At 72.5% G+C, this 17,129-nt stretch carries 18 protein-coding genes; 5 read left to right on the top strand and 13 right to left on the bottom strand.

Annotated features, from left to right (window positions below; genetic code table 11):
- Positions 1-4: 4 nt before the first annotated feature.
- Positions 5-880, bottom strand: coding sequence for an AraC family transcriptional regulator (locus tag AC156L_RS27595; protein ID WP_330875299.1), 876 nt, complete (start codon positions 878-880; stop codon positions 5-7).
- A gap of 144 nt (positions 881-1,024) precedes the next feature.
- Between AC156L_RS27595 and AC156L_RS27590 the strand changes: the two genes are divergently transcribed.
- The 5 genes from AC156L_RS27590 to AC156L_RS27570 all read left to right on the top strand — a co-directional run bounded on the left by AC156L_RS27590 (position 1,025) and on the right by AC156L_RS27570 (position 4,910).
- On the top strand, positions 1,025-1,330 hold the full coding sequence (locus AC156L_RS27590; protein WP_330875298.1) for a putative quinol monooxygenase: 306 nt from the start codon (positions 1,025-1,027) through the stop codon (positions 1,328-1,330).
- Between the two features lie 27 nt (positions 1,331-1,357).
- On the top strand, positions 1,358-2,335 hold the full coding sequence (locus AC156L_RS27585) for an alpha/beta hydrolase (protein WP_330875297.1): 978 nt from the start codon (positions 1,358-1,360) through the stop codon (positions 2,333-2,335).
- A 355-nt stretch (positions 2,336-2,690) separates the two neighbouring features.
- Complete coding sequence (locus AC156L_RS27580; protein WP_330875296.1) at positions 2,691-3,374, top strand: glycoside hydrolase family 11 protein; 684 nt, start codon at positions 2,691-2,693, stop codon at positions 3,372-3,374.
- Positions 3,375-3,460: 86 nt separating this feature from the next.
- On the top strand, positions 3,461-4,129 hold the full coding sequence (locus AC156L_RS27575; protein WP_330875295.1) for a polysaccharide deacetylase family protein: 669 nt from the start codon (positions 3,461-3,463) through the stop codon (positions 4,127-4,129).
- A 151-nt stretch (positions 4,130-4,280) separates the two neighbouring features.
- Entirely contained in the window at positions 4,281-4,910 is a 630-nt protein-coding gene (locus AC156L_RS27570) for a DUF6518 family protein (protein ID WP_330875294.1), read from the top strand.
- A 25-nt stretch (positions 4,911-4,935) separates the two neighbouring features.
- On the opposite strand, the gene AC156L_RS27565 is transcribed toward AC156L_RS27570, so the two are convergent.
- The 12 genes from AC156L_RS27565 to AC156L_RS27510 form a co-directional block, all read right to left on the bottom strand.
- Entirely contained in the window at positions 4,936-5,721 is a 786-nt protein-coding gene (locus AC156L_RS27565; RefSeq protein ID WP_330875293.1) for a class I SAM-dependent methyltransferase, read from the bottom strand.
- A gap of 265 nt (positions 5,722-5,986) precedes the next feature.
- Positions 5,987-7,432 (bottom strand): argininosuccinate synthase, encoded by a 1,446-nt coding sequence (gene argG / locus AC156L_RS27560; RefSeq protein WP_330875292.1) that lies wholly within the window; start codon positions 7,430-7,432, stop codon positions 5,987-5,989.
- Positions 7,433-7,522: 90 nt separating this feature from the next.
- On the bottom strand, positions 7,523-8,029 hold the full coding sequence (locus tag AC156L_RS27555; RefSeq protein ID WP_330875291.1) for a hypothetical protein: 507 nt from the start codon (positions 8,027-8,029) through the stop codon (positions 7,523-7,525).
- Entirely contained in the window at positions 8,026-8,514 is a 489-nt protein-coding gene (locus AC156L_RS27550; protein ID WP_330875290.1) for a hypothetical protein, read from the bottom strand. The genes AC156L_RS27555 and AC156L_RS27550 overlap by 4 nt, the downstream gene beginning before the upstream one ends.
- Positions 8,511-9,740: an MCE family protein gene (locus tag AC156L_RS27545; RefSeq protein ID WP_330875289.1), complete on the bottom strand. Its 1,230-nt coding sequence runs from the start codon at positions 9,738-9,740 to the stop codon at positions 8,511-8,513. Before AC156L_RS27545 ends, AC156L_RS27550 begins: the two co-directional genes overlap by 4 nt.
- Positions 9,737-10,894, bottom strand: coding sequence for an MCE family protein (locus AC156L_RS27540; protein ID WP_330875288.1), 1,158 nt, complete (start codon positions 10,892-10,894; stop codon positions 9,737-9,739). The genes AC156L_RS27545 and AC156L_RS27540 overlap by 4 nt, the downstream gene beginning before the upstream one ends.
- Positions 10,891-12,075 carry an MCE family protein gene (locus tag AC156L_RS27535; RefSeq protein WP_330875287.1) on the bottom strand — a complete coding sequence of 395 codons (1,185 nt, stop codon included), beginning with the start codon at positions 12,073-12,075 and terminating at the stop codon, positions 10,891-10,893. The genes AC156L_RS27540 and AC156L_RS27535 overlap by 4 nt, the downstream gene beginning before the upstream one ends.
- Positions 12,072-13,088 (bottom strand): MCE family protein, encoded by a 1,017-nt coding sequence (locus AC156L_RS27530; protein WP_330875286.1) that lies wholly within the window; start codon positions 13,086-13,088, stop codon positions 12,072-12,074. The genes AC156L_RS27535 and AC156L_RS27530 overlap by 4 nt, the downstream gene beginning before the upstream one ends.
- Positions 13,085-14,134, bottom strand: a complete 1,050-nt coding sequence (locus tag AC156L_RS27525; RefSeq protein WP_330875285.1) for an MCE family protein — start codon at positions 14,132-14,134, stop codon at positions 13,085-13,087. The genes AC156L_RS27530 and AC156L_RS27525 overlap by 4 nt, the downstream gene beginning before the upstream one ends.
- Entirely contained in the window at positions 14,131-15,399 is a 1,269-nt protein-coding gene (locus AC156L_RS27520) for an MCE family protein (protein WP_330875284.1), read from the bottom strand. Before AC156L_RS27520 ends, AC156L_RS27525 begins: the two co-directional genes overlap by 4 nt.
- Entirely contained in the window at positions 15,396-16,220 is an 825-nt protein-coding gene (locus tag AC156L_RS27515) for an MlaE family ABC transporter permease (protein WP_330875283.1), read from the bottom strand. The genes AC156L_RS27520 and AC156L_RS27515 overlap by 4 nt, the downstream gene beginning before the upstream one ends.
- Positions 16,220-16,951, bottom strand: coding sequence for an MlaE family ABC transporter permease (locus AC156L_RS27510; protein ID WP_330875313.1), 732 nt, complete (start codon positions 16,949-16,951; stop codon positions 16,220-16,222). The genes AC156L_RS27515 and AC156L_RS27510 overlap by 1 nt, the downstream gene beginning before the upstream one ends.
- Positions 16,952-17,129 lie beyond the last annotated feature (178 nt).

Raw genomic sequence — 17,129 nt, 5'->3', positions numbered from 1 at the left:
CCGGTCACGCGCGCAACCGGAGGGCGTCCTGGCTCGGTGACGCGCCGAACTGGCGGCGGTACTCGCGGCTGAACTGCGACGGGCTGTCGTACCCGACGCGGCGGCTGATCCCCGTGACGTCGGTGGGGTCCGCGGCGAGCAGGAGCCTCGCCTGCTGGAGGCGGATCTGCTTCTGGAACTGGATCGGGCTCATCGCCGTGACGGCGTGGAAGTTGCGGTAGAACGCCGACACGCTCATGCCCGCGAGCCGCGCCACGTCCTCGACGCGGAACGACTGGGCGAAGTGCTCGCGGATCCACCGGACCGCGCGGGCGACGTGGCTGAGCCCGCTGTCGGCCAGGCCGAGCTGGCGGACGGTGGCGCCCTGCTCGCCGGTGACGAGCCGCCACAGGATCTCGCGCTTGACCAGCGGTGCGAGCACGGCGACGTCCCTCGGCTCGTCGAGCAGGCGCAGCAGCCGCACGACCGCGTCGACCAGCCCGGCGGAGGCGTCGCTGACGGCCAGCCCGGACGCGCTGGCGCCGCCGATGGGCGGGAGGTCGCCCGGCCCGGCGTGCAGCAGCAGTTCCGCGATGGCGGACGGGCGCAGGGTCAGGCCGAAGCCCAGGGCCGGGCTCTCGGGGCCGACACCGACGTAGTGGCCGGTGATCGGCAGGTCGACCGACGCCACGAGGTACTGGCCCGCCCGGTACTCGTGGACGCGGTCGCCCAGCGCGATGTGCTTCGCGCCCCGCGCGATGAGCGCCATCACCGTGCCGGACATCGCGGGCGACGGGCCGTCGTCCCGGTCGACCTTCGAGACCAGCACGTCCTCGATGGCGGTGGTCGTGTCGGGGCGGGCGTGGCGCTCCAGCAGACCGCGCAGCTCCTCAAGGTCCATCAGGTGAGTGAAGCAGAATCGGATCCTCGCCGCAATGAGAGGATCGGGCAAGTGCTCAGGAGCATCGATCTACCATTTCCGCAGGTGGGAATGCTTAGCTGGTCACATCACCATCCCGGGTGACCACCAGCGAGGAGAACGTTCATGACGATCGGCCACGGCTTCCACGCCACCATGACCGCGCGGCCCGGCAGGGGTGACGACCTGGTCGCGTTCCTGCTCGACGCGCCGTCCCTGCCGAACCCTGACTGCGTCGTCTTCCTCGTCAGCCGCTCGGCGAGCGACCCGGACACCGTGCACGTCACCGAGGGCTGGACCAGCCCCGAGGCCCACGCCGCGTTCTTCGCGACCGAGCAGGCCGTGGCGCTGGTCGCGAAGCTCCAGCCGCTGCTGGCGGGCGAGTCGCGGTACGTCGACGCCGTGCCCGTCGGCGGCAAAGCCGCCTTCTGACCACCCCGACCACCGAGAGGACTCCCCGTGGCACCGGTTCGCCCCGACATCGACCCCGAGCTGAGCGCGCTGCTCGCCGACGTGCCGCTCGGCACCGAGATCGACCTCGACCTGCTGGCGCGGCTGCGCCGGTACCCGTCGACGCCGGTCGAGACCCTGCTGGACGGCCGTGCCGTCGAGCGGCGGGAGGTCACCGTCCCCACCGCCGACGGCGCCTCGATCCCGCTGTCGGTCTTCAGCCCCGCGGGCACCGACCGCACCGCTCCCGCGCCGTGCGTCTACTGGATCCACGGCGGCGGCATGGTCATGGGCGACCGCTTCTCGCAGATCGACGTCCCCCTCGACTGGCTCTTCCGGTTCGGCGCGGTCGTCGTGTCCGTCGACCACCGCCTCGCGCCGGAGGCCACGGGCACCACGCTGGTCGACGACTGCTACCTCGGTCTGCTGTGGACGGTCGAGCACGCCGACGACCTCGGTGTCGACCCGGAGCGCGTCGTGGTGGCGGGCATCAGCGCGGGCGGCGGCCTCGCGGCGGGCGTCACGCTGCTGGCGCGCGACCGCGGCACTCCGTCGATCGCCGCCCAGGTCCTGGTCTGCCCCATGCTGGACCACCGCAACAACACCACGTCCAGCCTCCAGTTCTCCGGCGAGCCCGCCGTCTGGACGCGGGAGATGAACGAGTTCGGCTGGCGGTCGGTGCTCGGCGACCTCGCGGAGCGGGACGTGCCGGGCCACGTCTCCCCCGCGGTCGCCGACGACCTCTCCGGTCTGCCGACGACGTACGTCGACGTGGGCTCGGCCGAGGTCTTCCGCGACGAGGACGTCGCCTACGCCTCCCGGATCTGGGCGGCTGGCGGTCAGGCGGAACTCCACGTCTGGGCGGGCGGCGTCCACGGGTTCGACGCGCTGGCACCGGGAGCGGCCCTCTCGATCACGGCCCGCCGGACCCGCGCCGACTGGCTCGCCCGCGTCCTGGAACAGCCCTCCCCCGAGAGGGGTCGGTGATCAGCGGACGGGGGCCCGGCTCGGTGGGGTGCTCGACGCACGGTGATCACCGGCTCTCGAAAGTTTCGGCGCTGGCGATCTCCCAATCCGGTCAATCGATTCAGCATCGGCGACCCGACCTGGCCACTTCGCCGGACTTAAACGTTGTTCGTAGGCACTTCCTCTGCCGAAAGTGTCAAAGATACTTTCCGAAACATTCTCGAAACCCGTTGACAACAACGCGCAGCCGGTTCAACACTGTCGGTGTCGACAGGGCTCGACCACCGTTGATCCGGGCACCGCGGAGGCCGCTACCGGCCACCCGGTCGCACCACGCTGCCTCGCCGCCGCGTCACACCCTCAACGAGGAGGAAGCATGCGCACGACACCGCAGAAGGGCCGCGGGCTCAGCCGTTTCAGGCTGCTCGCGGGAGGCGCCTGCGCCGCACTGGTCATGTCTCTGCTGCCCGGTGCCGCGGGCGTGGCGAACGCCGCCACGTGTTCGAGCCAGACCGGGAACAACAACGGCTACTACTACTCGTGGTGGACCGACGGCGGCGGCTCGGCCTGCATCACCCTGGGCTCGGGCGGCAACTACAGCACGAGCTGGCGCAACACCGGCAACTTCGTCGGCGGCAAGGGCTGGGCCAACGGCTCGCGCAGGACGGTCAACTACTCGGGCAGCTTCAACCCGTCCGGCAACGCCTACCTGACGCTCTACGGCTGGACGTCCAACCCGCTCGTCGAGTACTACATCGTCGACAACTGGGGCAACTACCGGCCCACGGGCGAGTACAAGGGCACCGTCACCACCGACGGCGGCACGTACGACATCTACCGGACGATGCGGTACAACGCCCCGTCGGTCGAGGGCACGAAGACCTTCCCGCAGTTCTGGAGCGTCCGGCAGCAGAAGAAGACCGGCGGCACCATCACCACGGGCAACCACTTCAACGCGTGGTCGAGGGCCGGGATGAACCTGGGCTCGTTCAACTACTACATGATCATGGCGACCGAGGGCTACCAGAGCAGCGGCAGCTCCAACATCACCGTGTCGTGACCCGGCCGGTGGTCTCCCGCGACGCGGGTCGCGGGAGACCACCGGTACGCCAGGCCCGCACCGGATCGATGGAAGGACCACACCGCATGGGAAAGACACGCTCCCTGGCCACCGGACTGGCCGCCGCCGCGCTCGCGGTGGCGAGCGCCGTCACGGCCACCCCCGCCAACGCCGCGGCCTGCAACGGGTACGTCGGGCTCACCTTCGACGACGGCCCGTCGGGCAACACCCAGGCCCTGCTCACCGCGCTCCGGCAGAACGGCTTGCGCGCCACCATGTTCAACCAGGGCAACAACGCCGCGGCCAACCCCGGTCTGGTCAGGGCGCAGGCGCAGGCGGGCATGTGGATCGGCAACCACAGCTACACCCACCCGCACCTGACCCAGCAGAGCCAGGCGCAGGTCGACTCGGAGATCTCCCGCACCCAGCAGGCCATCGCCAACGGCGGCGGTGGCACGCCGAGGCTGTTCCGCCCGCCGTACGGCGAGACCAACGCGACCGTGCAGTCGGTCGCGGCGAAGTACGGTCTGCGCCAGATCATCTGGGACGTCGACTCGCAGGACTGGAACGGCGCGAGCACCGACGCGATCGTCGCGGCCCACGCCCGGCTCACCAACGGGCAGGTCATCCTCATGCACGACTGGCCCGCCAACACGCGCGCCGCGATCCCGCGGATCGCCCAGACGCTGGCGAGCCGCAACCTGTGCGCGGGCATGATCTCCCCGCAGACCGGCCGCGCGGTCGCCCCCGGCTGACGTGCGGCCACCCGGTGCGGCGGCGGGGTTCCGCACGCCGCACCGGGTCCCGGTCCTCCGTGGTCGGTCGCGGCACACCGGCCACTCGGCGGGCCGACATCGGCCACACGGCTGATGCCGGCGGGCCACCGGCCGCGCGAGGCTCGCCCCCGTGCTCATCGACCCCACCCGCCGCCCGCCGTCCACGCCGTCGTCGACCGGCCTCGCGCTGCTCGCGGGCCTCCTCGTCGGCGCGGTCACCAACGTGCTCCAGGGCGTGCTGCCCGACGCGCTGCAAGCGGTGTCGAACTCCGGTTCCGTCTGGTCGGCCGCCGCGTTCGCGGCCGGTGCGCTCGTCCGGGTGCGCGGCCTGCCCGCGGTGCTGGCGGGCACCGCGACCGAGATCGGCGCGGTCGTCGGCTACTACGCCTACGCCGGACTCGTCCGCGACGGCGTGGGCGACCTGACCTACCCCCTGTTCTGGTTGGCGCTCGCCCTGGTGGCGGGACCGGTCTTCGGCACGGCGGGCGCGTGGTGGCGCACCGGCGAGGGCTGGCGCCGTCCCACCGGGCCCGCCCTGCTCGGCGGGGTGTTCGGGATGGACGCGCTCTGGTACGAGTTCGTCCTGCGCTACCACGGCGACGCCGTCGCCTACGGCGTCGTGGCCGTGCTGGTCCCGCTGCTGCTGGGGCGGACGGCCCGCGACCGGCTCGTCGGGCTCGCCACCGGCCTGGTGCTGTCGGTGCTCGCCGTGCTCGCGCTGGGACTGCTGGCCGAACTGCCAGCCCTGCTGTCGGGCTGACGCCCCTGGAACGCCTCGACCGGTTTCAGACGACCCCGCGCACGGTCCACGCCCGCGCCGCGAGGGAGATCGAGCCGTCCGGCGCGTGCGGGACGGTCCGGCGGAACTGGGCGGCGACCGCGGAGCGGTGCTCCCCGGTGAGGGTCGCGAGGTACCTCGGCGCCGCGCCCTCACCGCTGAGGAACGGCAGCCACAGGTCGTCGAACGAGCCGAACTCCACGGGCAGGTCCAGGGGCTCGACCACCACGCCGGTCAGGCCCGCGCCCTCGAACAGCGCCCGCAGCGGGTCGGGGCGGCAGACCGGGAAGCGCACCCTCTCGTCGAGGTCGGCCGCCGCCGGGTCGACCGCGAGGGCCGCGTCCCAGAACAGGCGGAACACCCCCGTGCCCTCGGCGTAGTCCCAGACGTAGGCGCCGACCACACCGCCGGGCCTCGCCACCCGGCGCATCTCGGCCAGCGCGTCCTCCGGCCGCGGCACGACGTTCAGGACGAGCCCGGACACGACCCGGTCGAACTCGGCGTCACCGGCGGGGATCGCCGTGGCGGTGCCCACGACCGCGTCGACGCCGTCGCGCACGGCCGCGGCGACGAAGGTCTCGGACGGATCCACCCCCAGGATCCACGTCGGGCGCGCCCCCGCGAGGACGGCCCGCGCCAGCGCGCCCGTGCCACAGCCGACGTCGCACCAGGCGAGACCGTCTCCCGTCGGCAGCCAGCCGACGAAGCGCGGCGCGAGCAGCCCGCTCCACCGCCCCGTGGACGCGTCGTACTCGTCCGCGCCCGCCCGCACGTCGACCGGTCCACCGCTCATCGGACACCTCCGCCAGGCACGTTCGCACAGTTCGGACGTCGTCGCGAACGCGGTGGTGGGGGTCGGCGAGCAACCGCGGGCGTGGAGGCGGGGACCTCCACGCCCACCTCGACCGAACGCACGCCGGGCCAGTCGACGGACTCGGTTCACCGCACGCGTTTCCGGCACCTCAGCGAGCGGGTGCCGAGCATCCGCTCGCGACCCCCGGAAAGCCGGGAGCCCTGAACGCGCGACGCGTCCAGGGCTCCCGGTCGAGCGCGGCCGATCAGTCGTTGCCCGACTCCAGCGCCGCGTGGTCGAGCAGTTCGTCGTCCGCCACCTCACCGCGCGACGCGATGGCCTCGGCCCCGCCGTCGGGCATGGTGCCGATCAGTTCGGTCGACGTCACCTGCGCGGCGCTGATCAGCGCCGACTGCCTGCTGCCGACCATGCCGAACCCGGCGTACAGCTCCAGCTTCGCGCGGGAGTCGGCGATGTCGAGGTTGCGCATCGTGAGCTGGCCGATGCGGTCGACCGGGCCGAACGCCGAGTCCTCGGTGCGTTCCATGGACAGCTTGTCGGGGTGGTAGCTGAACGACGGCCCGGTGGTGTCGAGGATCGAGTAGTCGTCACCGCGCCGCAGGCGCAGCGTCACCTGGCCGGTCACGGCGGTGCCGACCCAGCGCTGGAGCGCCTCGCGCATCATCAGCGCCTGCGGGTCCAGCCAGCGGCCCTCGTACATGAGCCTGCCGAGCTTGCGCCCGTCGTTGTGGTAGGCGGCCAGCGTGTCCTCGTTGTGGATCGCGTTGACGAGCCGCTCGTACGCGGCGTGCAGCAGGGCCATGCCCGGTGCCTCGTAGATGCCGCGGCTCTTGGCCTCGATGATCCGGTTCTCGATCTGGTCGGACATGCCGAGACCGTGGCGACCGCCGATGGCGTTGGCCTCCAGCACGAGGTCGACCGGCGTGCCGAACTCCTTGCCGTTGATCGTCACGGGACGGCCCTGGTCGAAGCCGATCGTGATGTCCTCGGGGGCGATCTCGACGGCGGGGTCCCAGAACCGCACGCCCATGATCGGGTCGACCAGCTCGATGCCCGTGTCGAGGTTCTCCAGCGCCTTGGCCTCGTGCGTCGCGCCCCAGATGTTCGCGTCGGTCGAGTACGCCTTCTCGGTGCTGGAGCGGTACGGCAGGTCGCGGGTCTGCAACCACTCGGACATCTCGGTGCGGCCACCCAGCTCACCGACGAACTCGGCGTCCAGCCACGGCTTGTAGATCCGCAGCGAGGGGTTGGCCAGCAGGCCGTAGCGGTAGAACCGCTCGATGTCGTTGCCCTTGTAGGTGGAGCCGTCGCCCCAGATCTGCACGTCGTCGTCGAGCATGGCCCGCACCAGCATGGTGCCGGTCACGGCCCGCCCCAGCGGCGTGGTGTTGAAGTACGTCCGACCGCCGGTGCGAATGTGGAACGCCCCGCAGGCCAGCGCCGCGAGCCCTTCCTCCACCAGCGCCGCCCGGCAGTCGACCAGCCGGGCGATCTCGGCGCCGTACAGCTCGGCGCGATCGGGCACCGACGCGATGTCGGGCTCGTCGTACTGGCCGATGTCGGCCGTGTACGTGCACGGCACCGCGCCCTTCTCGCGCATCCACGCGACCGCCACCGAGGTGTCGAGGCCGCCGGAGAAGGCAATGCCGACGCGTTCGCCGGCCGGGAGGGAAGTGAGCACTTTGGACACGACGTCAATTATGCACGACGCTGCATGATCATACAAACCCCTAGGCGCGGTTCCACCCCCCGGACCGACCCCGGAGCGCGACCCCCCAGGTCACAGCACGGTGATCGCGGTGATCCGCCAGCGCCCTCCCAGCCGCTCCGCGCGCACGTCGAGCTGGCCCGCGCGCGAGGAGTGCTCGTTGTCGGCCGATCGCAGGGTCTGCTGGTCGACGAACACGAGCAGCCGCGCGCGGTCGCCCACCAGCTCGACCACGCCGATGGAGCGCACGGCGGTGGTGAACACGACCTGCTGCTCCACGGCCCGCTGCCGGACCTCGCCGAACAGCGCGGTGTACTGCTCGACCGCCTCACCCGCCAGCACCTGGCGCGCCGAGCGCTCGGTCGCGTCGGTGTTGCCGTGGTCGTAGGAGAACACCGAGCGCACGGCGGCGCCGACCTCGTCGACGACCGCCCTGGTCGCGGAGGCGTCGACCAGCGCGGTGTTGGTGGCCCACGGGCTCTGGCGCAGGCGGTCCGCGGCCAGGCCGAACCACAGCGACGCGACCGCGCTGGCGACCACGACCGCCGCCAGCACACCCAGCGTCGAGGCCCGCCTCATCCGCCGTACCCCACGACCCGCACCGAGCTGAGCAGCCACTGGTCCCCCGACCTGGTCAGGTCCACGTCGAACCTGGTGCGCTTGGCCGTGGTCGGCCCGCCCTCCGGCGTGACACCGACCTCCAGCACGGCCATCAGCCCGGCCTGCCCGGAGTGGACGTCCAGCGACGTCACCGCCGCGCCGAGCACCGTCACCGCCGTCGCGGTCCTCGCCGCCCCGATGTCCCGCACGTGCGCTTCGCGGTCGCGGGTCAGCTGGTCCAGCAGCCGCCCGGTCGCCACCGACTGCCAGGACCGCTGCACCTCCACGGGATCGCGGCGGTCCACGGTGTTCAGCACCACCAGCCGCTGCTCCCCCTGGCGCAGCACCTCGTCGCGGGTCAGCGCGAAGCGCTGGGCGTCGCCGTGGCCCGCCTGCCACCACGACCAGCCGAACCAGGCCGCGCCGAGCACCCCGACGGCGGCCAGCGCCGCGAACAGCCTCACCACTCCCCCAGCCCGAGCAGTTCGGCCAGGCTCGTCGGCGAGGGCCTGGTGTCCGGCGAGCCGAGCACGCCCGGCAGCCGGGGCTCCCGCGGCGGCTCCGGCGGCGGGAGCTGCCGGGGTGTCCCGGCGACCGGGGCGTTCTGCGCGCCGCGCACGCTGATCGGGCTGTTCGGCGGCTCCGCGCAGTAGGCCTGGCCGTTGGCCGGGACGGCGGTCACGTCGTCGGCGGGCCGCTGGGCGGTGGTCTCGTAGCCCCTGGTGCACGACAAGGGGTCGAAGAAGTTGAGCACCGCGCCCAGGTGGCCGGTGCCGTCCGGTGACGTGGTGCGGGTCGTGGCCACGACGATCGGGTAGACGACGAGCGCCTGCTCGATGGCGTCCGCGCGGCTGGTGGTGATCTGGGTCGTGGTGAGCAGGTTCGCCACCAGCACGCCGAGGTCGGTGCCCGAGGTGCGCAGGACGTCGTCGACCTGCGCGGCCACGGCCGGGGCCCGGCCGATCACCGCGCGCAGGTCCGGGTCGGACTCCTTGAGCTGGGCGGAGATCCGGGCGAGCCCCTGGCCGAACGCGGCGATGTTCGCGGCTTCGGCCCGCTGCGTCTCCAGCACCGTGCGGCCGTCCGCGAGCAGCCCGATCGTCTGCGGGAGGTGGTCGACCGCCGCGCCGGTGAGGGAGTCGGCGCTGTCCAGCAGCCGCCCCAGCGGTTCCCCGGCCCCGGTGAACGCGGCGTGCAGCTCGTCCACGACCGTCCGCAGCGAGTCGGTGGGGACCGACGTGACGAGCGCGTCGAGGTTGGTCAGCACCGATTCCGGGCTGGGCGGGACGGCCGTCCGGTCGAGCGCGATCACCGAGCCCTGCCCGAGGAACGGGCCGTGCTCGTCGTCCGGTTCGAGGTCGACGTACTGCTCGCCGATCGCGGACCGGTTCGCCACCAGCGCCCGCGCGGACGCCGGGATCGGCGGCGCGGACGGCTCGACGTCGAGGTCCACCTCCACGCCCCGGTCGGTGAGCCGCAGCTCGGTGACGCGGCCGACGGTCACGCCCCGGTAGGTGACCTCGGCGTTGACGAAGATGCCGCCCGAGTCGGTGAACCGCGCGGTCACGACGTAGCCGCGCGCGCCGAGCAGCCGGTCCAGCCCGGCGTACTCCGCGCCCGTGTAGGTCAGCCCCACCACGGCGATGACGACGAGCAGCAGCAGCTGCACCCTGGTCCGGCGGCTGGTCACCCGCCACCTCCCAGCAGCCCTTCGAGCACGCCCGCCAGCCCGCCGACGGTCGGGGCGAGGGAGGGGAACCCCGGCAGCGCGAGCACCGGCGGGGCGGTCGGGGGCGCGGGCGCGGTCAGCCCCGGCACGCTCGTCAGCGGCGGCAGGGGCAGCAGCGGCCGGTTCGACGAGGCCAGGTTCTCCACCAGGTTCGACAGGTCGAGGTCGAGCCGGACGTCGGAGTTGAAGTAGTCGCCCTTGACGGCGTTCGCCGCGTAGGGCGTGAACGGGTAGGTGGCGATCGTGGTCATCGCCTTCGGCAGGCTGTCGCCCGCCTCCACCAGCCGCCGCAGGATCGGCACGAGCGCGTGCAGGTCGGCGACGACGTCCTCGCGGCCGCGGTTCAGCGTGTCGACGGCGACCGCGGACAGCTCGTCCAGCGACCGCAGCATCGTCACGAGTTCGCCGCGCTGCTCGGTGATCACCTGGAGGCCGGGGGCCAGGTGGTCCAGCGTGGTGGTGATGGCGCCGGTCTGCGCCACCAGCGTCCCGGACAGCCGGTCGAGGCCGTCGATCGCCCTGGTGATCTCCTCCTTCTGCCCGTCGAGGTTGCCGACGAACGTGTCCATCGTGGACAGGAACGAGCGGATCCGCGGCTCCTTGCCGGACATGGCCGCGTTCAGCTCCGCCACGATGTCGCGGATCTGGGCGACGCCCCCGCCGTTGAGCAGCAGCGACAGCGCGCCCAGCACCTCCTCGATCTCCGGGTTGCGGTTGGTGCGGCTGAGGGGGATGACCGCGCCGTCGGTCAGCTCGCCCCGAGCGGCCTCACCGCTCGGCCCGCCCAGCTCGACGTACTTCTCCCCCAGCAGGCTCGACTGGCGCAGGTTCGCGGAGGCGTTCGCGGGCAGCCGCACGTCGCCGTTGACCGCCACGGTGACCAGCGCGGTCCTGTTGTCCGGCGCCAGTTCGACCCGCTCGACCCGGCCGACGGCCACGTCCGCGGTCTTCACGCTGGCCTGCGGCACCAGGTCCAGCACGTCGGCGAACTCCGCGGTGATCCGGAACGGGCGGTCGCCGAGGTCGGCTCCGCCGGGCAGCGGGACGTCGTAGAGGCCGCCCGAGCACCCGCCGAGCGCCAGCACGGCGAGCAGGCACCACCGCCGGGCCGTCACCGGTCCGCTCCCCGGTACCAGACCTCCATGGCGGGCAGCGGGAGCGGCGGCAGCGTGCCCTGCTGGACGGCGGCCAGCACCTCGGCGACCGAGGGCAGCCGGACCACCCCGTCCAGGACGGGCGCGAGCTGCTCGCACGCGGAGGCCAGCACGTCCGGCACCTGCTTCGGCGTGGTGAGCCGGAGCAGCTTGCACGCCATCAGCACCGGCGGGTAGGTCAGCTCGTTGAGGTTGGCGCGCACGGCGATCGTGCCGGACGCCTCGTCGTAGGCGTTCAGCAGCCCGGACGCCGCGTTCGGCGCGATGTCGAGCACCTCGGCCAGCGCGCCGCGCTGGTCGACGAGCGCCTTCGTGACGCCGGTGAGCCTGCTGACGGTGGACTGGAGCAGTTCCCGGTTCTGCTCCACGAAGCCCTGGACGTCGGTCAGCGCGAGGGCGAGCGACGCCAGCGCCGCACCGGCCTGCTCGCTGTCGGCCGCGAGGAACGTGGACACGTCGGCGACCCGGCCGCTGAACTCCCGGACCTGGCCGTCGCTCTCGGCCAGCGCGCCGGTGAAGTCGCGCAGGTTGTCGACCGTGGCGAACAGGTCGCCCTTGGACCTGTCCAGCGCGGACGCCGCCTCCGCGAGCCGGGTGACGGTGTCGTTGAGGTTCTGCCCGTTCCCGTCGAGGTTGGCCGCCGCCACGTCGAGCAGGTCCGACAGCGCGCCGTCGGCGTTGGCCCCGTTCGGTCCCAGCGCGGTCGAGAGGTCGTTGAGGCTCCCGTACAGCGAGTCCAGCTCCACCGGGGTGGCGGTGCGCTCCCTGGGGATGCCCGCGCCCGGCGCCAGCTCAGCGCCGTCGCGGTAGGCGGGCGTGAGCTGCACGTACCGGTCGCTGACCAGGCTGGGTGCCACGACGACGGCGCGGACGTCGGCGGGGACCCGGACGTCGCGGTCCACCAGGATGTCCACGTCGACCTGCCCGCCGCGCGGCCGGACGCCGGTGATCAGGCCGACCTGGACGCCGAGCACCCGCACCGCCGATCCGGTGTGGACGCCGACGGCCTTGTCGAACACGGCGGTGACGCGCCTGCCGGTCGACCCGATCCGCACCCACCACAGCGCTCCGGCGGCCAGCAGCGCGAACACGCAGCCCAGCGCGAGCCACCTGCCGAGGTCGCGGCCCCCGTCCGTCCTCATCGGACACCCGCCGCGAGCGGCGGGAGGCAGCCCTCCGGGTTGACCTGCACCACGTCCGTGACGATCGGTGGTGGGAGCAGGCCGCACAGGTAGCCCTCGAACCAGCGCCCGTTGCCGACGGTGTTGCCGAACACCCGCACGAACGGCGCCATGGACGCCAGCGCGGCGCTGAGGTTGTCCTGGTTGCGCTGCAACACCGCGGTGACCCGGTCGAGCCGCTCCAGCGTCGGCGTGAGCTGGGCGGTGTTGTCGGCGACCAGCCCGCGCAGCTCGTCGGCGAGCGTCCGGGTGCCCGTCAGCAGGGCGCTGATCGCCTCGCGGCGCAGTCGCAGCTCGCCGAGCAGCAGGGTGCCGTCGGAGATCAGCCTGCGCAGCTCGCCGTCCCGGTCGGCCAGGGTCCCGCTGATCCGGCTCGCGTTCGCGGCCAGGTCGACCAGCTGCTCGTCGCGCGAGGAGATGGTCCTCGACAGCGACGACAGGCCGTCGAGCGCGCTCCTGAGGTGCGGCGGGGTGTCCGCCAACGCCTCGGCGACGACCTCGAAGCTCTCCGCGAGCTGGTCGGTGTCGATGCGGCTCACCGTGTCCGAGAGCTGCCCGACCGCCTCGGAGACGTCGAACGGCGCCAGGGTCCGCTCGCGCGGGATGACCACGTCCGGGTCCAGCGGGGCGCCACCGGCCGGGGCGAGGTCGAGGTACTTGTCCCCCAGCAGCGTCTTGATGCCGATGGACGCCGACGTCCGGTCCCCCAGCCAGGTGTCGCGCACCCGGAAGACGACGTCGACCTGGTCGCCCGCGAGGCCGACCCCGGTCACCTCGCCGACCTTGACGCCTGCGACGCGGACCTCGTTGCCCGACGCCAACCCGGCCGACTCGCTGAAGTAGGCCCGGTAGGTCACGCCACCGCCGATCAGCGGCAGGTCGTCGAGGTTGAAGGCGACGGTGGCGCCGAGCGCGATGACGGCGAGCGTCGCCATCCCCACGCGCGCCTGGTCACGATCTCGCAGGGGTTTCACGGGCCGCACCTCTCGGGCATCCTCGTCGCGGGCAGGGGGGCGATGGGCACCTCGACGCCGAGCGAGGAGATGCCGACGGTCCCGGACATCCGGCACAGGAAGAAGTTGAACCAGCTCCCGTAGCTCGCGGTCCTGGTGAACGCCTGGAGGTTGCCGGGGAGGCCGACCAGCAGCTCGTCGATCACCTGCTCGCTGTCGTCGAGCGTGGTGGACAGCAGGCCGAGCGCCGCGATGTCGTCCTTGAGCGGCGGGCGCGCGTCGGTGAGCAGCCCGGCGGTGGTGCCGGTCAGCTCGCCCAGCGCGCCGATGGCCTCGCCGATCGGCGCGCGCTGCTCGGCGAGGCCGGTCGCGAGCTGCTGCACCTGGACGATCAGCCCGGACAGCTCGGGGCCGCGCGCGTTGACGGTGCCGAGCACGGTGTTCAGGTTGTCGATCACCTGCCCGATCACCGCGTCCTTGTCGGCCAGCGCGGTGGTGAGGGACGCGGTGTGCGCGAGCAGGCTGTCGACCGTGCCGCCCTCGCCCTGCAACACCTGGATGATCTCGTGGGACAGCGTGTTCACCTGCTCGGGGTCCAGCGCCCGGAACAGCGGCTTGAACCCGTTGAACAGCACCGTGAGGTTCAGCGCGGGCCGCGTCCGCTCCAGCGGGATCGCCCCGCCGGGCGGCAGGGTGGCGCCGACGTCGCCGACGCCGACGTCGCCGACGCCGACGTCCAGCGCCACGTAGCGCTGGCCGATGAGGTTGCGGTACCTGATCACCGCCGAGACGCTCGCGGGCAGCACCCGCCGCTCCTCGACCTCGAAGCCGACCTCGGCGAGCGTCCGGTCCGCCACGGCGATCGACGTGACCCGCCCCACCCGGACCCCGGACATCCGCACGTCGTCGCCGACGTTCAGGCCGACGACGTCGGTGAACCTGGCGGTGTACGAGGACGTGCCGCCGCCGCCGAAGTTCGCGATGGTCGCGCCGAGGACCCAGGTCAGCGTGATCGTCACGGCGGCGAAGACCACCATCTTCACCAGCGCGGGCCGGAAGGCGTTCACCGCAGCTCCACCTCCGCCCCTCGGTAGAGCGGGCCGAGCAGCAGCGCGCTCCAGCTCGGCACCTCCTCCGGCACCACGCCCAGTTCCGCCGCCGCCAGCAGGCCCACGAGCTTCTGCTCCTCCGGCGAGTTCGCCAGCGCGGGCGCGCCGACGGCGGACGGCTTCGTGGACCCGTCGAGCACCGGGCCGCCCGGCGGGTACTGGGGGAACTTGCCCGGCGGCTCGACCGGGTCGTAGCAGCGCGGGCCGCGCTTGTCGTCGTAGCGCGGGGTGTCGACGCCGGGCAGGTACTTGCCGCGGCTGGTGGTGATCTCCAGGGTGAACTTGCCGATCTGCGGGTGCTCGGTGCCCTTGCCGAAGGTGAAGTCGGCCCGGTCGACCGACTCCGCGAGCTGCTTGAGCACGCACGGGTACTCGGGCGCGTACCGGGCGAGCAGCTCCAGCGTCGGCCTGGCGGTCGCGCTGAGGTTGATCAGGTTGTTCCGGTTGACCCGCAGGAAGTTCTCCAGGTCGATCGCCGTGGTGGTGAGCGTGCCGTACAGCTCCAGCAGGTTCTCCCGCTGCTCGACGAGCGTGCGGCTGGTCGTCGTCAGGTCGGCCAGCGCCCCCAGCAGGTCCGGTGCGGCGCCGGCGTAGTCCTCGGCCACGTCGGCGAGCGCGGTGACGTCGGCGTTGAGGTCCGGGATGGACGCGGTGAGCGCGGCCACGTACCGGTCCAGCCGCACGACCGTGTCGCCCAGCCGCGCGCCGCGCCCGTCCAGCGCACGGGACATCGCGGTCAGCGTCGCGGACAGCTTCTGCGGCTGCACGGCCTGCACCAGCGGCATGAGGTCGGCCAGCACCCGGTCGACCTCGATCGCGGCGCTGCTGCGGTCCTGGCCGATCACGTCGCCCTCGGCGAGGCGGGCCGCCGAGGGCCGCTCGGGGACCTGCAACGCCACGTAGCGCTCGCCGAACAGCGTCTTCGGCAGCAGCCGCGCGGCGACGTTGGCCGGGATCAGGTCCACCCGGTCCGGCCGCAGCGCGAGGTCGAGCACGGCCGCGCCGCCGGTCGCCCGCACGGCCCGCACCTCGCCGACGACGACCCCGCGGATCTTGACGTCGGCGCCGCGCTGGAGCTGGCTGCCGACGCCGGTCGCCTCCAGCCTGACGAGCACGACCGACGTGAACACCTTGCGGTACACGCCGATCGAGCCCGCGACGAACAGCGCGGCGACGAGCAGGAACGCCACGCCCAGCGCCTGGTGCCGCAGCCTGGTGCTCATCCGGCTATCCGCACCGTCGTGGTGGCGCCCCAGATCGCCAGGCTGAGGAAGAAGTCCAGCAGCATCTGGAGCACCAGCGCCGCGCGCACGGCCCGGCCGACCGCGACGCCGACGCCCGCCGGTCCGCCGGTGGCGTGGTAGCCGTAGTAGCAGTGCGCCAGGATCACCACGGTCGCGAACACCACGACCTTCAGGAACGACCACAGCACGTCCTGCGGGGACAGGAAGAGCGTGAAGTAGTGGTCGTAGGTGCCCGCGGACTGACCGTAGAACAGCACGGTCACCTGTCTGGACGCTAGGTAGGAGCAGAGCAGGCCGACGACGTAGAGCGGGACCACCGCGCCGAGCCCGGCGATCACCCGCGTGGTGACCAGGAACGGCACGCTGGGCACGCCCATCACCTCCAGCGCGTCGATCTCCTCGGAGATCCGCATCGCGCCGAGCTGGGCGGTGAACCCGCACCCGACGGTCGCCGACAGCGCGAGCCCCGCCGCGAGCGGCGCCACCTCCCTGGTGTTGAAGTAGGCGGAGATGAACCCGGTGAGCGCGGCGGTGCCCATCTGGTTGAGCGCCGCGTAGCCCTGGAGCCCCACGATCATCCCGGTGAACAGGGTCATGCCGATCATCACGCCGAGCGTGCCGCCGATGATCGCGAGCGCCCCGCTGCCGAAGGTCACCTCGGCGAGCAGGCGCAGCGTCTCCCTGGGGTGGCGGACGAGCGTGGCGGGCACCCAGGCGATCACCCGGCCGTAGAAGGCGAGCTGGTGGCCGAGCCCTTCGAGCGCGTCGAACGGCGTGGAGCGCGACCGGGCCCGCGCCATCACGTGCCCTTCGCCGGGACGACGCCGAGGTAGATCGCCGTCAGCACGACGTTGATCAGGAACAGCAGGAGGAACGTGATGACGACGGCCTGGTTGACCGCGTCCCCGACGCCCTTGGGGCCCGCGGGCGGGTTCAGGCCCCGGTAGGCGGCGACGACCCCCGCCACGAACCCGTAGAGCAGCGCCTTGAACTCGCTGATCCACAGGTCGGGCAGCTGGGCGAGCGCGTTGAAGCCGGCCAGGTAGGCACCGGGCGTGCCGCCCTGCACGACCACGTTGAAGAAGTAGCCGCCGAGCACGCCGACGACGCTGACCACCCCGTTGAGCAGCACCGCGACGACCATCGCGCCCAACACCCTCGGCACGACCAGCCGGTGCGTCGCGGAGACGCCCATGACCTCCAGCGCGTCGATCTCGTCGCGGATCTTGCGGGCGCCGATGTCCGCGCACATCGCCGAACCGCCCGCGCCCGCGACGAGCAGCGCGGTGATCAGCGGGCTCGCCTGCTGGATGATCGCGAGCGCGCTGGCCGCGCCGGTGAACGACTGGGCGCCGATCTGCTTGGTCAGCGCGCCGAGCTGGAGCGCGATCACCGCGCCGAACGGGATGGAGACCAGCGCCGTCGGCAGGACCGTGACGCTGGCGAAGAACCACGCCTGCGTCACGACCTCCTTGAACTGGAACGGTCTGCGCGGGATCATCCGCAGCACGTCCCAGGCGAGCGAGGACATCCGGCCGACCTGGCGGAACGCGGCGCCGCCGAAGTAGCCGTACTGGATGTCGCCGCTCACCACGCCTCCCCCGGATCACCTCAGGCCGGAGCGTTACCCAGGTCACACTAGAATCTGTTCTCGTTTATCTCAAGGCCCACCTCCCTGCGCCGACCCCGGTCCTACTACTGTTGAACTG

This window comes from Umezawaea sp. (genome assembly GCF_057122925.1).
The sequence above is the reverse complement of the archived record's forward strand: the minus strand, read 5'-3'. Positions and strand labels throughout refer to the sequence as shown.